Consider the following 16,686-nt stretch of genomic DNA (forward strand, 5'->3'; position numbering starts at 1 on the left):
GCCGTCAGGACGCGAACGGCACCTGTGCCGACGGGGCGTCGCTCCTCCCGAAGGGATGGCGCCACAGCCCCTCCGCGGCCAGGCGGGGAAGCACCCCTTCCCCGAACCAGTACGCCTCCTCCAGATGCGGATACCCGGACAGCACGAACTCGTCGATGCCGAGGGCCGCGTACTCCTTGATGCGCGCGGCGACCTCCTCGTGCGAGCCGACCAGGGCGGTGCCCGCGCCGCCGCGCACCAACCCGATGCCCGCCCAGAGGTTGGGATGGATCTCCAGCGCGTCCCGTCGGCCGCCGTGCAGCGCCAGCATCCGCTGCTGCCCCGCGGACTCGCTGCGCGCGAGCCCGCTCTGCACCGACCGCACGGTCTCCGGGTCGAACCCGTCGAGCAGCCGGTTCGCCTCGGCCCAGGCCTGCTCCGAGGTGTCCCGGGTGATGACGTGCAGCCGGATCCCGAACCGCAGGGTGCGCCCCTGCTCCGCCGCCAGCTTGCGGATCCAGGCGATCTTCTCGGCGACCTGCGCCGGCGGCTCGCCCCAGGTGAGGTACACGTCCACGTACCGGGCGGCGACCTCCCCGGCGACCGGCGAGGACCCCCCGAAGTACACCTCGGGAACCGGGTCCGGCACCCGGGCCAGCTTCGCGTCCTCGACCCGAAGGTGCTCGCCGTCCAGGTCGACGGTCTTGCCCTCCCACAACTTCCGTACGACCTCCAGGAATTCTCCGGTACGGCGGTAGCGCGCGTCCTTGTCGAGGAAGTCGCCGTAGGCCCGCTGCTCGTGGCTCTCGCCCCCGGTCACCACGTTGAGCAGCAGCCGTCCCCCGGTCTGCCGCTGGAACGTGGACGCCATCTGCGCGGCGAGCGTGGGCGAGACGAAGCCCGGCCGGAAGGCGACCAGGAACTTCAGCCGTTCGGTGTGCTGGCTGACCATGGCCGTGGTCAGCCAGGCGTCCTCGCACCAGGCGCCGGTGGGGGTGAGCGCCCCCACGAAGCCGAGGTCCTCCGCGGCCTTGGCGATCTGGCTCAGGTAGGCGACCGTCGGTGGCCGGTCCCGGCCGGAGGCCGTCGCCGGGGTGCCGTGACCGCCGCCGACGACGTGGCGGCTGTCTCCGTTGGTGGGCAGGAACCAGTGAAAGGTGAGGGACACGAGGGGTTTCTCCGATCGAGCGACAGGGGCCCTGGGGCGTCACAGCAGGCCGTGGCGGGGCGGCAGGGTGCCGCTGAGCACGTACCGGCCGATGTGCTGGAGCTTCCAGCGCGGCGGATCGTGCAGGGTGTGGGTGCGGGCGTCCCGCCAGTACCGGTGCAGATTCAGGGAGTTGAGCGCGGAGCGGGTCCCGGACACCTCGAAGAGTGCCCCGGCGACGGCCACGGCCGCCTCGGCCGCCTGCACCTTCGCGGCGGCCACGGCGATGGACGCCTCGGCGGCCGACTCGTCGGTGAGCCGGGCGGCCGCCGCGTCGACGGCGCGGGCTCCCTCCCGCAGCAGCGCCTCGGACGCCCTTGCCTGGAGGGCCAGTTCACCGAACCGCTGGATCAGCAACGGGTCCTCCGCGGCGGTCTCCGCGCCGCTCTCGAACCACGGCCGGCTCTTGGTCCGCACGAACTCCGCCGCCTCGGCCAGCGCCGCCCCGGCGATCCCCACGTCGATGGCGGCGTGCAGCAACTGGGCCACCGCTCCGTGGAGTTGCGGCCCCTGGAAGGTCAGGTGGTGGGGCAGCACCCGGTCGGCCGGCACGGGCACGCCGTCCAGCCGGACCGTCCCGCTGGCGGTCGTCCGCTGCCCCATGCCGTCCCAGTCGTCGACGACGGTCAGGCCGGGCGCGCCCCAGGGGACGTACGCGACATGCAGGTTGTCGTCCTCGGCGCGGGCGAGGACGGGGATCCAGTCGGCGAAGAGGGCGCCGGTGGAGTAGTGCTTGACGCCCCGCAGCACGTACGATCCGTCGGCCGCGCGCTCCAGCCGGGTCCGGATGTCCTGGACGTGCTTGGTGCCCGCCTCGGACTGCGCGTTCCCGAGACGGGCGCCGGCGAGCAGCTCGGCGAAGAAGAACTTCCGCTGCTCCTCGGTTCCCTGACGGCGGATCACGTTGACGTACACGAAGTGGCTCTGCGGAATCTGGGCGAGGCTCGCGTCGGCCGAGCCGAGCAGCCGGAAGATCTCGGCGAGGGCCGGCGCGCCGATGTCCGCTCCCCCGTACTCGGCGGGGACGGTCACGGCCAGCAGGCCCGACGCCGACAGGCGGTCCAGTTCGGCGCGGGGCAGGCGGCGTTCGGCGTCCCGCTCGGCCGCCCCGGACCGGAACTCCTCGGCCCTCGCCGCCGCGACGGCGAGGGCCTCCGCCTCGTCGGTGATGACATGCGCGGTCATCGGTTCAGCCCGCCGCGGCGAGGACGGGCCGCCGGCCGAGCGCGGCCGAGAACTGGTCCACGATCGGGTGGAGCGCCTCGGTGACGGCCGGTGCGAGGGCGAGTGCGCCGTCCTCCCGGACGGTGATGTCCTTGTCGAGGGTGAACCAGCCCTGGACTATATGGGCGGCGCCCATGGAGCTGAGCACCGGGCGGAGCGCGTAGTCGATGGCGAGGACATGCGCGGTGGAACCGCCGGTGGCCAGGGGCAGCACGGTCTTGCCGGTGAGCGCGTACTGCGGGAGCAGGTCAAGGAGGGCCTTGAGCACACCGGAGTACGACGCCTTGTAGACCGGGGTGCCGACGACGACCCCGTCGGCGCGGGCGAACAGCTCGGTCGCCTCGACGATCGCCGGGTGCCGGAAGTCCGCTCCGAGCAGGGCCTCGGCGGGGACGGTGCGGATGTCGAGCGGGACGACCTCGTGTCCGTGGGCGATCAGCCGCTGGTCCAGATGGCGCAGCAGCCGGGCGGTGCGCGAGGAGGCGGAGGGGCTGCCGGAGACGGAGAGGACGGTGGCCATGAGTGCCTCTTTCTGGGAGCCCGGGTACCCGTACGGGACGGGCGCCCGGCGGGGGACGGTCAGGCGTGGGCCGGGGCGGGCTCGGGCGCGCGGTCCGGGAGCCCGGCCTCCAGTTCGCGGACCAGGGGCAGCACGCGCTTGCCGAAGTACTCGACCTCCTCGTGGTAGTGAAGGAAGCCGAGCAGAAAGAGGTCTACGCCGAGCTGCTTGTAGGCGACGATGCGCTCGGCGATCTGCTCGGGGGTGCCGATCAGCCCGGTGCGGAAACCGTCGTTGTACTGGACGAGGTCCTCGAAGGTGGAGTCCTGCCACATGCCCTTGCCGTCCGCGCTCGACTGGCCGGCCTGCTTCACCGCCGCTCCGAAGCCCTCGACGGCCTCGCTGTCGGCCTTGGCGATGATCTCGCGGAGGGTGTCGCGGGCCTCGGCCTCGGTGTCGCGGGCGATGAGGAAGCCGTTGAGACCGAACCTCGGTGGCGTACGGCCCGATGCGGCGGCGGACTTGCGGACGTCATCGATCTGCTCGGTCACCCCGTCGAAGTCCTTGCCGTTGGAGAAGTACCAGTCGGAGACGCGGCCGGCCATGGCGCGGGCGGCGGTGGAGTTCCCGCCCTGGAAGATCTCGGGGTGCGGGCGCTCGGGGGTGTTGAGCGGCTTGGGCTTGAGGGAGAAGTCCCGCAACCGGTAGAAGTCGCCGGCGAGTTCGGTGTGGTCCTCGGTCCAGACCTGGCGCAGGGCGCGGATGAACTCCTCGGCCCGGCGGTAGCGCTCGTCGTGCTCCAGCCAGGGCTCGCCGAGCGCGGTGAACTCCCCCTTGAACCAGCCCGACACGACGTTCACGGCGAACCGGCCGTTCGAGAGGTGATCGGCGGTGGCGCCGAACTTGGCGAGCACACCCGGATGCCAGAGGCCGGGGTGGACGGCGGCGATCACCTTCAGGCGTTCGGTGGCGAGCAGCAGCGCGAGGCTGAAGCCGGTCGACTCGTGCTGGTACTCGGCGCCGTAGCTGGCCATGTAGCGGACCTGGCTGAGCGCGTACTCGAAGCCGTTGTTCTCGGCGAGCACGGCGAGTTCACGGTTGTAGTCGTACCCCCAGTCGGTACGCTGCTCGATCTTGCTGGTGACGAGTCCTCCGCTGACATTGGGGACCCAGTAGGCGAATTTCAAGGGCGCGGCGGGCATGCGGAACTCCTGTTGCGAGTTTTGCGGGCACACCGGAATTCAAGGGGCGCACCATGCGCTCAATACGATCGATGCGATCGGCGCACAGGCACGGTGAATTCAGGCGGAAGGGCGCGGAAGGCGGGTGCGGCGGATCGTGGGCCGGTGATCAGGCCGCGGCGCAACAGGAGGCGCTGGAGACGCGCGCGAGGTCGACGTGGCGTCGCCGCGTGAGGTCCAGTCGCATCTTCATGCCGTCGATGGTGGCAGCCGACGCCGAGAGCCGTCAAGGAAAACCCGACCGGTCTCGTATCGCGGACCATTGAATTTCACGAACGTGTGACAGGGAAACCCTTGAACACGCGCCGAATGGCGACGCATTCTGCCGGGGTGCGGACCGAACAGCTGGAATACATAGCGGCCGTGACCCGGCTCGGCTCACTGCGCCGGGCGGCCGACGAACTGCGTCTGTCGCAGCCCGCGTTGAGCGAGACCGTCCGGAACCTGGAACGGGAACTGGGCGTCGACCTGCTGGAGCGCAAGCGCACCGGGGCGACCATGAGCGCCGCCGGGCAGGAGTTGCTGCCGCGCATCGTCGAGGTGCTGGAGGCGGTGGACCGGCTGCGGGTGGCGGCGGGCGAGCAGCACCGCATCAGCCGGATGGTGCGCGTCGGCACGGTCAACGCGGCGACCGTGCCGCTGCTCATCCCGGTGCTGCGGGACTTCCGGGCCACACATCCGGTCACCCAGGTCGAGGTGGTGGGCGCGCAGCAGACGGAGATCCACCGGGGCCTCGCCGAGGGCGGTTTCGACCTGGGACTGGTGAACCACCTCGACGGCGACGACGTACCCGCCGGCTTCGAGGCCACCGAGCTGCTGCGCGGCCGGCCGGTGGTGTGCGTACGGCCGGACAGCCCGCTCGCCGGCCGGGCCGAGGTCCCGGTCGAGGACCTGCTCACCGTGGAGCTGATCGCCATGCGCACGGGCTATGTGATGCACCGCTATGTGCACCGGCTGCTGGCGGACCGCACCCCCGTCTTCTCGTATTCGACCGACGGTGCCGAGATGGGGAAGCTGATGGTCGCGGAGGGGCTCGGGGCGACGGTGCTGCCGGACTTCAGTGTGGTCGGGGACCCACTGGAGCGCGCCGGGGCGATCGTGTGCCGGCCGCTGGCCGGGGACACCACCGAGGTGGTGCTGACGCTCCAGCGCCGACGGGCCGAGGCGGTGCCGCAGGCGGCGCGGGATCTGCTGGAGGCGTTCGTGCACCGGGCCCGCGAACTGGGCGGAAGGGTCGCACGACGACCCTGACCCGTCTCGTCCTGGCATGTGCCGACACCCACCCGTCCCGACGCGTGGCCGCCCCCGGCCTCGTCGGCATCACCGTCGGGCGGTACGGCAACTCATCCGCCCAGAGCATCGCCGAGCACGTCGATGACGCGCGGCGCGCTCACATGGCGGCCATGACCATCCAGGACCGGTTGGGCCGACGTGGAGCGCGTCCTGAAGGCCGTTGCCGTCACCGGGTGCGGTGTCGGAGTGCGTGGGCGGTCAGTCGGCCAGGCCGTCCGTGCGGGGCAGGGTGGCCAGGACCGAGGCGTACATGCGTGCCTTGATGGTGCCGAGGGTGTCGCCGGCCTTGCTCAGCTGTGCCTCGGCGATCGCCACGGCCGTGGAGCGCACGGCGTCCTCGGCGACCGCCTGGTCGACGATGCCCACGGTCGCGGCATCCGATCCGCCGTAGCGGCGACCGGTGACCATGGCCTCGTGCGCGGTCTGCGGCGCCAGGCGGGACCGGATCAGGGCGCACATGCCGGGCGTGAAGGGGATCTTGATGTCGGCCTCGGGCAGACACCAGAAGCCGCGGTCCTCGCGCATGACACGGAAGTCGTGTGCGAGGGAGAGCATCGCGCCGGCGGCGAAGGTGTGCCCCTGCAGGGCGGCCACGGTGATGACCGGCAGAGACAGCACGCGGGCGAAGAGCCTGTGGACGGAGGCGGTGTAGCTCTCGTGCTGGTCGGGGTGGGCGCTCAGCCATTCCAGGTCCAGGCCATTGGAGAAGAACTTGCCCGTCGCGGCGGTCACCAGGGCCCGTGGCCCTTCTGCCTTGTCAACCTCGTCCAGAGCGGCGTCCACGGCGGTGAGCCAGTCGGGATGGAAGCGATTCTCACCGTCTCCGAGATCGAGTACGAAGACGTTTTCCTGACGGTGGAGGGTAGGCATGCGCTGCTCCCGGGGGTGGCGCCGACCTCACGGCGAAGCCGGACTCGATGACTCCACCCTGCGCGCTTCCTGCGCGGGACGGAATCACCGAATCACTTCCACCGGTATGACCGCAGCGGTCAAATCCGTACCCGCGGTCACCTTGCCGTCCCATCCGGACATGGCAACGGCACCCCGCCGCCGCATCGTGCGGGGAGGTGCCGTTGGCTTCTTTGCTGCCGACCGTGTCGGTCAGCCGGGTCTCGTGCGCCGCCCGGCCGGGGGGCCATGGCCGGTTGTCAGGCGATTGCCGGTGTCCGCCGGCAGGCCGTCGCGGCGCTGGTGGCGCGTGACACCGGCCGCTGCGGGCGCCGTGCTCGTCAAGCGGTCCGCTGCGGGCGCCGTGCTCGTCAAGCGGCTTCCGCTTCCGGTCTGCCGGGGATCGCTCCCCTGGCCCGCAGCAGCGCGATGTCGGCGGCGGCGAATCCCAGTTCGGCGAGGATCTCGTCGTTGTGCTCACCCAGCTCCGGGGCCCGCTTGGCCGGGACCTTCGGCACTCCTCGGAGGTTGACCGGGTTGCTGACGGTTTCCGTCAAGCCGCTGACCCCTTCCAGCGGGACGACGATGTCGTTCGCCCGCAGCTGCGGGTCCCGCGCGGCCTCTTCCGGTGTCTGGACGAGGCCGTAGGTGACGCGCTCCCGGGCCAGGGCGTCCTCCCAGTCGGCGAAGGGCCGGGAGCGGAACTCCGCGTCGAGCAGCTCGCTGAGCGCGGCGGCGTTCTTCACGGCGCTCTCGACATCCATGAAGCGGGGATCCTCGATCAGCTCCGGGCGTCCGATGGCCCGCGCCAGTGCCGGCCAGTGCACGGCTGAGGTCGCCAGCATGATCCATCGGCCGTCCGCGGTCCGGTAGGGGTTGGTCAGCGCGTTCGCCGGGGCCTTGCGGTCGTGCAGTTCGAAGGGGGTGCCGTCGGCGAGCGCGCCGGCCACCAGGGTTCCGGTGGCCCAGACGCCCGTGGCCAGCAGTGACGTCCCGACGTTGGCCCCCTGTCCGGTTCGCTCGCGGTGGTAGAGGGCGGTGGTGATCGCCGCGTAGATGGCGATCGCCGTCGTGTAGTCGCCGCTGCCCCAGACCGGGACGGTCGGCGGGGCGCCCGCGTCGCGGGTGGAGGCCAGCAGTCCGCTGCGCGACCAGAAGGCGGTCAGGTCGAAGCCCGGCTGCCGGGCGTCGGGACCCGTGTCCCCGAAGCCGGAGAGGTCGGCGTAGACGACCCGCGGGTTCCAGCCCGCGACCTCCTCGTAGCCGAGGTGCAGCTTCTCCCGCGTGCCGTGCGGGAAGTTGGTGATCACCACGTCGGCCCACTCGACGAGCCGCTTGAGGACCTCGACGGCCGACGGCGCCTTCAGGTCGAGCACCATGCCCCGCTTGTTGCGGTTGGCGAGGTGCCAGCTGTAGTTCGCCTCGGCCTGCGGACTGGGCGGTACGGAACTCAGCCGCCGCTGGGGGTCGCCCGTCCCCGGGGGCTCGATCTTGATGACGTCCGCTCCGAAGTCGGAGAACATGGTGGCCGCGGCGGGCGCCGCGATGAAGGTCGACGCGTCGAGCACCTTCAGGCCGGTGAAGACGGATTCGGCGGTCACGGTCGTCACCCCACGAAGGCGCTGTGGCCGGTGATGGACTTGCCGACGATGAGCGTCTGCATCTGGTGGGTGCCCTCGTAGGAGTAGAGGGCCTCGGCGTCGGAGAAGAACCGGGCGACGTCGTACTCGACGACGATGCCGTTTCCGCCGAAGAGTTCGCGGCTCCAGGCGACGACCTCCCGCATGCGGGCCGCGACGAACTCCTTGGCGAGCGCGGAGTGTTCGTCCCGGAAGATGCCCTGGTCCTGCAGCCGGGCGAGCTGCACCAGCATGCCCCAGCAGGAGGTGATGTTGCCCAGGCTCTTCACCAGCAGGTCCTGGACCAGCTGGAACTGGGCGATCGGACGGCCGAAGGCGACGCGCTCCTTGGCGTAGTCGAGGGCGAGTTCGTAGGCGCCGATCATGACGCCCAGGGCCTGCCAGGCGACGCCGCCGCGGGTCTGGCGCAGGACCTCACCGACATCCCGGAAGCCCTTCATGTTCTGCAGCCGGTTCGCCTCCGGAACGCGGACGTCGGTCAGGGTGATCTCGGCGTTCTGGACGATCCGCAGCGCGATCTTGCCCTCGATCTTCACCGGCTCGAAGCCGGGGGTGCCCTTCTCGACGACGAAGGCCTTGACCTTGTCGTCCTCCACGTCCCGCGCGAAGACCACCACGTAGTCGGCGAAGGTGGCGTTGCCGATCCACTTCTTGGCGCCGTTGAGGATCCATGTGTCACCCTCACGCCTGGCGGTGGTGCGCATGCCGCCGGAGACGTCGGATCCGCCGTCGGGTTCGGTCAGGGCGAACGCGCCGATCTTCTCCATGGTGGCCATGGCGGGCAGGAACCGGTCGCGCTGTTCCTGGTCGCCGCCGTAGTAGATGGAGTAGAAGCCCAGCCCGTTGTGGACGCCGAAGAAGGTGGCGCACGAGGCGTCGACGCGGCCCAGCTCCATGGCGAGCATCCCGCTGAGCAGGTGACTGACGGCCGGCTGGTGCTCGCCGTAACCCTCGTAGGCCAGGGCGACCAGTCCGCTGCCGCGGAACTTCTCGATCAGTTCCTGAGGCAGCTCGGCCTTGCTCCAGGCGTCGTTGACCAGCGGCTTGACCTCGTCCCGCATGAACGTACGGGCCTTGAGCAGTATCTTGCGCTCCTCGTCCGACAGCAGCGACTCGTACAGGTAGAAGTCGGCGGTGAGCTGGTCGTCAAGCTGAGCAACGGGTGCGGCGGTGGTGGTCATCTCAGTTCTCCTTCTTGTTACGGTTCTTGAGCTGGTTCTCGTTGTGGCGGATGTCTTCCAGAACGGGCCGGACGGCGAGCCGCCGGCGGTCGCGGGCTTCGGCGAGGTCGGTGTACGACAGGGAGGCGTACGTCTTCTCCACCGCCTGGACGACTCGCTCCCGGTCCCCGGGGTCCTGCGAGGGTCGGCCGCGGACCAGGCGGGGAAAGGCCGGGCGGGTCGGCTGGATGGTGGCCTGACGGCGCACGTCTTCGATCCTCATGTCACTTCCCCGTCCACTTCGGGGCGCGGCGCTCGGCGAAGGCGGTCATGCCCTCGCGTGCGTCGGCCGAGGTCATCAACGTGCCCAGCGCCTTGCGCTGTATGTCGAAAGCCTCCGACTCCGGCACGCCTTCGGCGGCCCTCACCACGCTCTTCACCGTGGCCAGCGCGAGCGGGGCGTTGGCCGCGACCTTGTCGGCGAGTTCGAGGGCGACGGCCACCGCCTCGCCCGGCGGGGTGACCCGGTTCACCAGGCCCAGCTCTCCGGCACGGCCACCGCTCACCGGCTCACCCGTCAGCAGGAACTCCATCGCCAGGTGGTACGGGATGCGCTTGGGCAGCCGGATGACGCCACCCCCGCCGGCGATCAGACCGCGCTTGACCTCCGGCAGGCCCAACCGCGCGTCCGCGGCGGCGACGATCAGGTCGCAGGCCAGGGCCAGTTCGAACCCGCCGCCCATGGCGGGGCCCTCCACGGCGGCGATCAGCGGCTTCGTCGGTTCGGCTTCGGTCAGGCCGCCGAACCCGCGGCCGGGGATCGCGGGCGACTCGCCGATCCGGGCGGCCTTGAGGTCCATGCCGGCGCTGAAGGTGCCCTTCGCTCCGGTCAGGACCCCGGCCCGCAGCGCGGGGTCGGCCTCCAGTTCGTCCAGTGCCGCGGCGAGTCCCGCCGCGACGGCGGCGTTCACCGCGTTTCGTGCGTGGGGGCGGTCGATCGTGATCAGCAAAGTGGATCCGACCCGCTGGACACGCACTTCCTTGGTGCTCATGACTGTGTTTCTCCTGATGTTTCGTGGGGCTCAGCGGGTTGCTGCCAGCTCGGCGAGGATCTCCACGGTGTCCTGGCCCGGCACGGGAGCCAGGCGGCGGATCGAGGCGGGGGTGGCGGAGAACCTCACCGGGATGCCGGTGGTGCGGACCGGGCCCTCGGTCCGGTGCACGACGGTCTCGATCAGGTGGCCGTCGCGGACGTAGGGATCCTCGTGCGCATGGTCCAGGTCCAGTACCGGTCCCATCGCGATGCTGTGCTTCGCGCATGTTTCGGCCCACTCGGCCGTGGTCAGTGCCGGGGCGCACTCGTCGACCAGGACGGACAGGTCGTCGGCGTCGAGCGGGTCGACGACGGTGCCGTTGACCCGGGGGTCGGCGACCAGGTCGGGACGGCCGGCGGCAGCGAAGAAGTCACGGTAGTTCTGCGGGTTGGACGGGATCAGGGCGGCCACACCGTCCTTGGTGCGTCGCGGGGTGTGGTGCTCCGCCAGCGACCGCGGATAGCCAGTGGGTCCCGACGCCGGCTCGAACGTGTGCCCTGCGAGATGCTCGACCAGGTTGAAGGCGATCATGGTGTCGGTCATCGGGATCTCGACCTGCTGACCGTGGCCGGTCCTGTTCCGGTGCACCAGGGCGGCGAGCACGCTGCAGGCGATGGTCAGGCCGCAGATCTTGTCGGCGAGGATGGTCGGCAGGTAGAGCGGCGTGCCCAGCGTGCGGCTGACGATGTCCACCAGCCCGGAGGCGGCCTGCACGGTCTCGTCGTAGGCGGCGATGTCGGCGCGGTCCGAGTCGCTGCGGAAGCCCGCTGCCTGCGCGTAGACGAGGCCGGGGTTGGCGGCGGCGAGGTCTTCGTAGGTCAGGCCCAGTCGGGCGAGTGCGCGGGGGCGCATGTTGGTGATCAGCACATCGGCGGTGTGGATGAGCTTCACGGCCTGGGCGTGCTCGCCGTCGTCCTTCAGGTCGAGGGTCACGCTGCGCTTGTTGCGGTTGACGTTGAGGTGCAGCGGGGTCATGCCCGGGGTGTTGCGGTACTCACCCACCCGAAGGGAGTCCGTGGGGGATTCGATCTTGATGACATCGGCGCCCAGATCTCCGAGGATCCGGGCGGCGTACGGACCCATCACCACGGTCGCGAGGTCGATGACCCGCACGCCGGCGAGCGGCCCGGAGGTCTCTGTGTCCGCCATTTCCGCGTCCTTTCGTGCCTTGGTCGGCTATGGGAAAGAACGCTAGCCGCGAATAGCGGATCACGGAATTATCGAGTTGCTAATATCGGTGTGACCGCAGCGGTCACACCGATATGGGTGGCCCATGGGGGCTTAATTCGGGCGGCCCCACGCGGAGATCCCCTCAGCCGCGCATGGCGGCGCGGGCCCCGGCGTTGGCGGGTCGCTCCTGGGCGGCGGGTGCGGAACCGGCGCCTCACGCGTGCGGGCCACTCGGTTCAGAGGTGGAGCGGGGCGCCGAAGACCTCGCGGGCCGCTTCGACGAGTTCATCGAGGTCGCCGCCGTGGGCCCGGTCGCGGCGCCAGATCAGCACGGTCTCCAGCAGCGGCTTGAAGTCCGTGAACGGCAGAACCTTTGTATTCGCCTGCGCGTAGCCGTGCATGGGGCTTTCCGGGTCCATTATCGTGAAATAGAAAGCAATCCCGCTGGAAACAATTTCAGCGACTCCGCCGTACCCGGTGTCGGTCAATGTGATGCGTCTTTTGATACCCCGCTCAGCCATTTCCCGGTCGAGCTGATCGAAATAGGCGAGGCCGATCTCCTTGGGCGGGACGACGAAACGGAGGTCGGCCAGTTCGGTCAGCGTCACGGAGTCCCGCCCGGCGAACCGATCGGCCGGCACCAACGCTCCCAGCCGCTCCGACAGGACGGACAGCTGGTCGAGTGCCGGATCACTGATCGGCAGATGGACCAGCGCGAACGGGAGTCTGCCCTCGTGCACACCGACGACCAGGGCTTTGGAGCTGCCGGGCCAGCGCAGGAGCTCGCACGTCTCACCGACGCGCTCGGCAAGCGTGTCGACGAGCGACCTGAGCGCGGGGTGCACTCCGGGAGGGATGCCCACGAACATGGTGCTGCGCTCGGCCCGGGTCACCTCGCGCAGCCGCCACGGAATGGAGTTGAACTCGTCCAGTACGTTCCGGGCGATCGGCAGCAGCGCCTCACCCGCGGGCGTGAGCGAGACGCGATGCGTGTCGCGCTCGAACAGCCGCTGGTCGAGCTCCCGCTCGAGGTCCCTGATCCGCTGGCTCAGCGGCGAGGTGGCCATGTGCAGTCGGCGGGCCGCCGCGGAGAAGTTCAGCTCCTCGGCGACCGCCACGAAATATCGCAAATGGAATATCTCCACTCAGTCACGTTAACCCCTGCCCCCGGTCCGTTTTCGGGGAGCGGCAGAGCACCGAACCCGGCACCGAGGGCATCGACACCCGCACCGAGAGATCACGCGCCAGACGCACGGCCGTACCGGGTTCCCCCTGCTCCGCCACCGCATCCTCATCCGGTGCACACCACGCAGCGTTACCGTCGATCACGGGCCGGACCCTGATTCATGAGAGACCCCTCGACGGCGTCCACGGCGTCCGGCCCGGGGGGCGACAGCATGCCCAGCGTCCGCAGATCCCTCGCGTACTTGCGGATCAGCTCCCGGCCGAGGTGCGGGACGTCCTTGTCCGGGCCCACCCCCGCGGCGCGCACCGCCTCCTGGAAGCGTTCCGTGGGGAAGCCCGCGCCGTTGACCGCCGCCGCGGGCCGGGCGAAGGCGTGCAGCAGGGGCAGCACCGAGTACTGCTTCTGCTGGTCCGGCATGGCCCGGATCGCGGTCTCGAACCGGGCGAACCACTCGTCGTAGTCGTGGATCCTCGTGAGGGAGTAGCCGGCCTCGATCAGCCAGTCCACGAAGCTGTCCATCGAGATCCCGTCGGCGTGCGGGTTGAACACGTTGAACGTCCGGTAACCGCGGGTCGCCCGTGCGCCGAGGGCGTCGACGGCCTCCGCGGTGAAGTCGACCGGCAGTCCGTTGTAGTGGGCCGCCTGGCGGTGGCCCTGGGCGTCGAGGCGGTAGAAGGAGTCCGGTGCGATGCCGGTGGCGATCACGCTGAACAGCAGACGGGTGAACACGTCGGGCACGTTGAGCTGGCCGGCGTACCGGGTGTGCGCGAGGATCAGGTCCGACCGGAAGACGGCGACCGGCAGACCGCACAGGTCGTGCGCCTCCCGCAGCAACACCTCGCCGGCCCACTTGCTGGTCGCGTACCCGTTGGCGTAGCCGTCGCCGAGCTCCCGCAGCGGGCTGACGGTCCTGATGTCGGCGTCCTCGTCGGCCGACGACAGCGGGCCGACGAGGGCCGCGACCGTCGACAGGAACGTGACCGGTTTCATGCGGCCGGTGATCGCCAGGCGGATCAGCTCGGCGGTGCCGACCACGTTGGGTCCGAACAACTGCTCGTACGGCAGCACGTGATTGACCAGCGCGGCCGGGTGCTCGATCTGGTCGACGGTGTCGGCCAGCCGCTGCCAGGTCGTCTCGTCCAGGCCCAGGCCGACCTCGCCGATGTCGCCGGCCAGCACCTCCAGGTGTCCGCGGGCCAGCTCCCTGAAGCGGGCGAGCAGCTCGGGGTCACTGTCGTAGACGGACTCCAGCCGCTGCCACGCGGCCTCGGCGTCCGCGCCGCGCACGATGCAGATCAGCCGGCCGCCGGTGGGTGCCAGCCGTTCCATCTGGTCCAGGGCCATGAAGCGGCCCAGATAGCCGTTGGCACCGGTCATCAGGACGGTGCGCACGGGCGCCTCGGGCAGCGGCAGCGTGGGCGCGGCGGCGAGAGTCCGGGCGTCGATGAACCGGTCCAGGGTCAGGTCGGCGGCCTCGACCCGGGTGCTGCCCGCGCCGTGCACGGAGGCGAACGTCGGCCGCCGGGAGCCGGAGTCCCGTTCGGACTCGATGTGTTCCGCGACCTTCCGGAGGTTGTTGGCGGGGCTGATGAGGACGCCGACCGACACCTCGAACCCGAAGATCTGCCCCAGCAGCTCCGACAGGGTGAGCGCGGACAGGGAGTCCCCGCCGAGTTCGGTGAAGTGCGCGTCCGGGTCGGCGAAGTCCTGGCCGCCCAGTACCGCCCCGACGGCCTTGAGCACGGTGTCGAGCACCGGCCGGTCGGCGCCGCGGTGACGCAGCTCGGTCAGCGCGGCGCTCTCCCGGTCGGCCAGTTCGGTGTAGAGCTGTTCCAGCCGCGGGCCGTAACGACTGGTCAGTCGGGGGCGCATCAGCTTGCGCGTATCGGACAGCAGACCGTTGTCGGTGCTGAAGGGTTCGGTCTCGATCAGGAAGTCGCGGGGGATCTCATAGGCGTTGAGGCCGGCTTCGGCGGCGGTCCGCCGCAGCGACTCGTGCAGCCGCGCCGGGAGATCGCCGTCGTCCCGCAGCGCGTCCTCGGGGGGCACGATCACGGCGAGCAGGTACGAACGTTCGCTGTTGCCGTAGACGAAGATCTGCCGCACCAGCGGGTCGGTGGCAAAGGCGGCCTCCACGCGGGACAGCGCGACGAACTCGCCCTGGCCCAGCTTGAGCACGTTCTTGCGGCGGTCGACGTAGACCAGCTCGTCCGGCCCGACCTCGGCCATCACGTCACCGGTGTGGTAGAAGCCGTCCGCGTCGAAGACGTCGGCGGTCACGTCGGGGCGCTTGTAGTAGCCGGGGATGAGCGTCTCCGACCTGACCAGCAGCTCGCCGCGCGGATACGGCATGTCGGTGAGCATGTAGCCCAGTTCGGGCACGTCCACCAGCTTGTACTCCAGGACGGGCGGCCTGCCCACTCTGTGGTCCACGGTGATCGGGCCCGCCTCGGTGGAGCCGTAGCCGTCGTGCAGGGGGAGGTCGAGGACCGACTCGACGAACTCCCTCATCTCGGTGGACAGGGGCGCGGAACCCACCGCGGCCCACATCACCCGGCCGCCGAGGAACTCCTCGCGCAGCCACGCCTTGATCTCCTCGGTCCTCCCCGCCTCGTCCACGTTGCCCGCGTCGTCCAACGCGCTGCGGAAGCGCTGGTGGAGCATGTCGCACACGCGGGGCACGAGGAGGAGTTCGGTGGGGCGGGCCAGGCCGATGTCCTCGAAAAGGGTGGACAGGTCGCTGCGGGCGACGAAGTGGTTGATGCCGCCGCGGGCCAACGTGCTGAACAGTGCCGTCCGCCCGAAGAGGTGACTCAACGGCATGTAGTTGACGGTGACGCACGGCCTGTCGGCAGTGTCGAACCAGCTCTCCCACATACGGCAGACCAGGCGTTCGGTGTATTCCGCACCCTTCGGCGTGCCGGTGCTGCCCGAGGTGTAGACGAGCAGACCCAGCCGGTCCGGGTCGGGTTCCGGCATGGGCGCGGCGGGCAGGGCACGACCGCGTTCGATCACGTCGTCCAGCGGGTCGAATGACGTCCGCCGGCCGGCCTGGGCGAGCCGGCGGCGCGCGTCCTCGATCCTCGTGCGCTCGTCATCGGCGTCCGGGCGGTGGTCGAACACGACCACCCTCGCGACCGTCGGACTGTCGAGGGCCAGGTCGACCGCGGTGTCCAGCACGTCGATGCTGACGGCGAGCAGATGCGGCCCGGTCTCCGCGAGGATCGCCACGAGGCCGGCCGTGGACGTGCTGCCCTGCAGGGGCACACAGACCGCGGCCAGCCGGGAGCACGCCAGGTCGATCACCGCTTGTTCAGCGCTGGTGCCGCCGAGAACGCACACGAAGTCGCCCTGGCGCACGGGATTGTGCTCGTCGTGGTACCACTCCGCCGCGACCGCCTCGGTACGGTCGCCGAGCTCGCGGTAGGTGATCATGTCGAACCGCGGCAGCAGCCGCAGTTCCGTCCGGTCGGCGGCCGGGTCGGTGACCGTTTCCCGGACGCGTTCACCCAAGGCGGGCCGGTCGGCGTAGGCATCCATGACCATGGCCGTCATCGAGGCCACGGACTGTCCCGGCCGCCGAATGGCCTGAGCGACCGACTCGAGTGGCAGGGCCTCGCGAAGCTGCTGGTCACCGACACACAACTGAGCGGCCCGGCGCTCCTCTCGGGGGTCTGTCGTCCCGCCGTTGTCGCCCGTCGGAGCCCGCGAACCACGCGCCATGGCCATCCCCTCGCAGTACGGCTTTTGTGCCGATATGCAACTGTATCGTCAGATGAGAGGGCCATCACATCGGCTGCGGGCGTCGCATCGACCGACGGACGGCCGGCGCGACGCCCAGCGGGAACGGTGACGGGAATCCGGACCGGCGGTCCGGTCAGGCGCCGAGGGCGCGGGAAGGCAGGTCGGGGCGGGCGGCGCTCGGACCTCCGGAATCGGGTTCCTGATCACTACCGGTGCGAATGCCCAGGGCGGCAGCGGCAGCATCCCGGACCGGAACGCGGACATCCCGGCCGATCGAGGACGCGGACAACAGCGAGGGGGGCCAGGGTGCGGGCGACGGGGCCACCCGCGCTGCGGGCTCGGATCCGAGCCTTTGACCAGT

14 protein-coding genes are annotated in these 16,686 nt (G+C 70.4%); 1 reads left to right on the top strand and 13 read right to left on the bottom strand.

What is annotated here, in order from left to right; all coding sequences use genetic code 11:
• Positions 1–4: 4 nt before the first annotated feature.
• The 5 genes from ACWDGI_RS29190 to ACWDGI_RS29210 form a co-directional block, all read right to left on the bottom strand.
• Positions 5–1,147, bottom strand: coding sequence for an LLM class flavin-dependent oxidoreductase (locus tag ACWDGI_RS29190; RefSeq protein ID WP_450763961.1), 1,143 nt, complete (start codon positions 1,145–1,147; stop codon positions 5–7).
• Positions 1,148–1,186: 39 nt separating this feature from the next.
• Positions 1,187–2,371 (bottom strand): SfnB family sulfur acquisition oxidoreductase, encoded by a 1,185-nt coding sequence (locus ACWDGI_RS29195; protein ID WP_450763963.1) that lies wholly within the window; start codon positions 2,369–2,371, stop codon positions 1,187–1,189.
• A 4-nt stretch (positions 2,372–2,375) separates the two neighbouring features.
• Complete coding sequence (gene ssuE, locus ACWDGI_RS29200) at positions 2,376–2,930, bottom strand: NADPH-dependent FMN reductase (RefSeq protein ID WP_450763965.1); 555 nt, start codon at positions 2,928–2,930, stop codon at positions 2,376–2,378.
• A gap of 59 nt (positions 2,931–2,989) precedes the next feature.
• The gene (gene sfnG, locus ACWDGI_RS29205) at positions 2,990–4,111 is read right to left on the bottom strand and encodes a dimethylsulfone monooxygenase SfnG (RefSeq protein ID WP_450763967.1); all 1,122 of its coding nucleotides are present in this window, start codon (positions 4,109–4,111) and stop codon (positions 2,990–2,992) included.
• Positions 4,112–4,259: 148 nt separating this feature from the next.
• Positions 4,260–4,343: a putative leader peptide gene (locus tag ACWDGI_RS29210; RefSeq protein ID WP_350760414.1), complete on the bottom strand. Its 84-nt coding sequence runs from the start codon at positions 4,341–4,343 to the stop codon at positions 4,260–4,262.
• Positions 4,344–4,480: 137 nt separating this feature from the next.
• On the opposite strand from ACWDGI_RS29210, the gene ACWDGI_RS29215 reads away from it, so the two are divergent.
• On the top strand, positions 4,481–5,401 hold the full coding sequence (locus ACWDGI_RS29215; protein ID WP_450764355.1) for a LysR family transcriptional regulator: 921 nt from the start codon (positions 4,481–4,483) through the stop codon (positions 5,399–5,401).
• A 240-nt stretch (positions 5,402–5,641) separates the two neighbouring features.
• On the opposite strand, the gene ACWDGI_RS29220 is transcribed toward ACWDGI_RS29215, so the two are convergent.
• The 8 genes from ACWDGI_RS29220 to car all read right to left on the bottom strand — a co-directional run bounded on the left by ACWDGI_RS29220 (position 5,642) and on the right by car (position 16,310).
• A complete protein-coding gene (locus ACWDGI_RS29220) occupies positions 5,642–6,313 on the bottom strand; it encodes an enoyl-CoA hydratase-related protein (RefSeq protein ID WP_450763969.1) in 672 nt (223 codons plus the stop codon).
• A gap of 389 nt (positions 6,314–6,702) precedes the next feature.
• Complete coding sequence (locus ACWDGI_RS29225) at positions 6,703–7,932, bottom strand: CaiB/BaiF CoA transferase family protein (RefSeq protein WP_450763971.1); 1,230 nt, start codon at positions 7,930–7,932, stop codon at positions 6,703–6,705.
• Between the two features lie 5 nt (positions 7,933–7,937).
• The gene (locus ACWDGI_RS29230) at positions 7,938–9,152 is read right to left on the bottom strand and encodes an acyl-CoA dehydrogenase family protein (protein WP_450763973.1); all 1,215 of its coding nucleotides are present in this window, start codon (positions 9,150–9,152) and stop codon (positions 7,938–7,940) included.
• Between the two features lies 1 nt (position 9,153).
• Entirely contained in the window at positions 9,154–9,414 is a 261-nt protein-coding gene (locus ACWDGI_RS29235; protein ID WP_450763975.1) for a hypothetical protein, read from the bottom strand.
• Between the two features lies 1 nt (position 9,415).
• Positions 9,416–10,183, bottom strand: coding sequence for a crotonase/enoyl-CoA hydratase family protein (locus ACWDGI_RS29240; RefSeq protein WP_450763977.1), 768 nt, complete (start codon positions 10,181–10,183; stop codon positions 9,416–9,418).
• Between the two features lie 30 nt (positions 10,184–10,213).
• Positions 10,214–11,374: a CaiB/BaiF CoA transferase family protein gene (locus tag ACWDGI_RS29245; RefSeq protein WP_450763979.1), complete on the bottom strand. Its 1,161-nt coding sequence runs from the start codon at positions 11,372–11,374 to the stop codon at positions 10,214–10,216.
• Between the two features lie 257 nt (positions 11,375–11,631).
• Positions 11,632–12,540, bottom strand: coding sequence for a LysR family transcriptional regulator (locus ACWDGI_RS29250; protein WP_450763981.1), 909 nt, complete (start codon positions 12,538–12,540; stop codon positions 11,632–11,634).
• Between the two features lie 170 nt (positions 12,541–12,710).
• Positions 12,711–16,310, bottom strand: a complete 3,600-nt coding sequence (gene car, locus ACWDGI_RS29255) for a carboxylic acid reductase (RefSeq protein WP_450763983.1) — start codon at positions 16,308–16,310, stop codon at positions 12,711–12,713.
• Positions 16,311–16,686 lie beyond the last annotated feature (376 nt).

The organism is Streptomyces sp. NPDC001220 (assembly GCF_053597895.1).

Coding starts and splice junctions, on each gene's coding strand:
- car (WP_450763983.1), bottom strand. CDS start 16,310: ATGGCCATGGCGCGTGGTTCGCGGGCTCCGACGGGCGACAACGGCGGG.
- ACWDGI_RS29230 (WP_450763973.1), bottom strand. CDS start 9,152: ATGACCACCACCGCCGCACCCGTTGCTCAGCTTGACGACCAGCTCACC.
- ACWDGI_RS29210 (WP_350760414.1), bottom strand. CDS start 4,343: ATGAAGATGCGACTGGACCTCACGCGGCGACGCCACGTCGACCTCGCG.
- ACWDGI_RS29195 (WP_450763963.1), bottom strand. CDS start 2,371: ATGACCGCGCATGTCATCACCGACGAGGCGGAGGCCCTCGCCGTCGCG.
- sfnG (WP_450763967.1), bottom strand. CDS start 4,111: ATGCCCGCCGCGCCCTTGAAATTCGCCTACTGGGTCCCCAATGTCAGC.
- ACWDGI_RS29235 (WP_450763975.1), bottom strand. CDS start 9,414: ATGAGGATCGAAGACGTGCGCCGTCAGGCCACCATCCAGCCGACCCGC.
- ACWDGI_RS29240 (WP_450763977.1), bottom strand. CDS start 10,183: ATGAGCACCAAGGAAGTGCGTGTCCAGCGGGTCGGATCCACTTTGCTG.
- ssuE (WP_450763965.1), bottom strand. CDS start 2,930: ATGGCCACCGTCCTCTCCGTCTCCGGCAGCCCCTCCGCCTCCTCGCGC.
- ACWDGI_RS29220 (WP_450763969.1), bottom strand. CDS start 6,313: ATGCCTACCCTCCACCGTCAGGAAAACGTCTTCGTACTCGATCTCGGA.
- ACWDGI_RS29245 (WP_450763979.1), bottom strand. CDS start 11,374: ATGGCGGACACAGAGACCTCCGGGCCGCTCGCCGGCGTGCGGGTCATC.